This is a genomic window from Marinifilum caeruleilacunae (genome assembly GCF_013141825.1).
GTDB classification, from domain to species: domain Bacteria; phylum Bacteroidota; class Bacteroidia; order Bacteroidales; family Marinifilaceae; genus Marinifilum; species Marinifilum caeruleilacunae.
The window spans coordinates 1-1,263 of the sequence record NZ_RZNH01000096.1 but is presented as its reverse complement, the minus strand read 5'-3'; the positions used below and the strand labels follow the sequence as shown (position 1 = coordinate 1,263).

Annotated in this window: 1 protein-coding gene; it reads left to right on the top strand. The window is 31.4% G+C overall.

What is annotated here, in order from left to right:
- Nucleotides 1–69 precede the first annotated feature (69 nt).
- The gene (locus tag ELS83_RS22375) at nucleotides 70–252 is read left to right on the top strand and encodes an aminotransferase class III-fold pyridoxal phosphate-dependent enzyme (RefSeq protein ID WP_346728181.1); all 183 of its coding nucleotides are present in this window, start codon (nucleotides 70–72) and stop codon (nucleotides 250–252) included.
- Nucleotides 253–1,263 lie beyond the last annotated feature (1,011 nt).

The window sequence follows — 1,263 nt, the reverse complement described above, 5'->3', positions numbered from 1 at the left end:
TTTAAGCTGAAAACAGAAGGTGCAAAACCCATTGAACTGGTTCAAGCTAAAAGTTTATGAAATGCAGTTGTGATTAAGCCTAAGGGTGGAAAAACTGCCTGGGATGTTTGTATGCGTTTACGCGACAATGGTTTATTTGCAAAGCCAACTCACGGCCACATCATCCGTTTTGCACCTCCATTGACCATTAAGGAAACTCAATTGCGCGAAGCAATCGAAATTATTAAGAAAACAATGGCTGAGTTCGAATAAGAAACTCAACTTAAAATACAAAGGGCAACTCCAATTGGAATTGCCCTTTTTTATGCAAGCATGTGGCGGCATTATATTTAAACTCTCAAAGTTTCTAAATAATTAACTGCCTGTTTTAGACAAATTACTGTATCTCCAATTTTACGCTTTTAAAAGTTAAAAGAGATAAAAAGGAGAGACTACAAACAATCATAACATTAGACAATACCGTTGTAGATAGGTCCATGATCTCAATCAATACCAAAGAAATACCATATGGTATCCATAAAAATAATGTAAACGCTATTAGATACCTTAAAGCAATATTGTAAGAGTATACATTTTGGATGATCTTGTTTAGAGGATATTTCCAAATCAAATAATTAATGGAAAACACAATGATAATAATAAGATAATTCATAATGGTTAATTTTTTAGTTAGAATTTAAATTTATGAGGACAAATACCAGAGATTTACTACTTCCGTTTTTTCTCAAACGGATTCCTGGTAACATAAATAATAAGAACTGTAATAATTGTAGAAATTACAATGGATTCAATTAAACTTTCATCACTACAAGTCTGAAAAGTATGAATGAAAGTCACTATGGATAATAATGGTAAAACAAAGTAGTGAACTATTTTATTAGATTTTACCATAAATCCCAAATCATTCTGCTTGCCGATGATATTAAACTATTTCTAATCATCAACATGCTAATCAAGCTAAAAATAAGTTTCTTCATATTTTTAAAAGTTATACAAGAGCATATTATGAATATACTTTTGTAGGTTAATAAAAATTATTTCCTCTTTCGATTTTAAACATTTCACTTTGTCTACTCTCCTAGTTAACATCGATTTCACATATAATGTAAATATCCAACAACTTACTCGCAAGCGATATCGACAAACGATAGCTCAGCATCGACAAACGTGGTATCACAATCGACTTAACATGACCCGAATAGTAAGATGTTGATTTTTAAGCTGAAAACAGAAGGTGCAAAACCCATTGAACTGGTTCAAGCT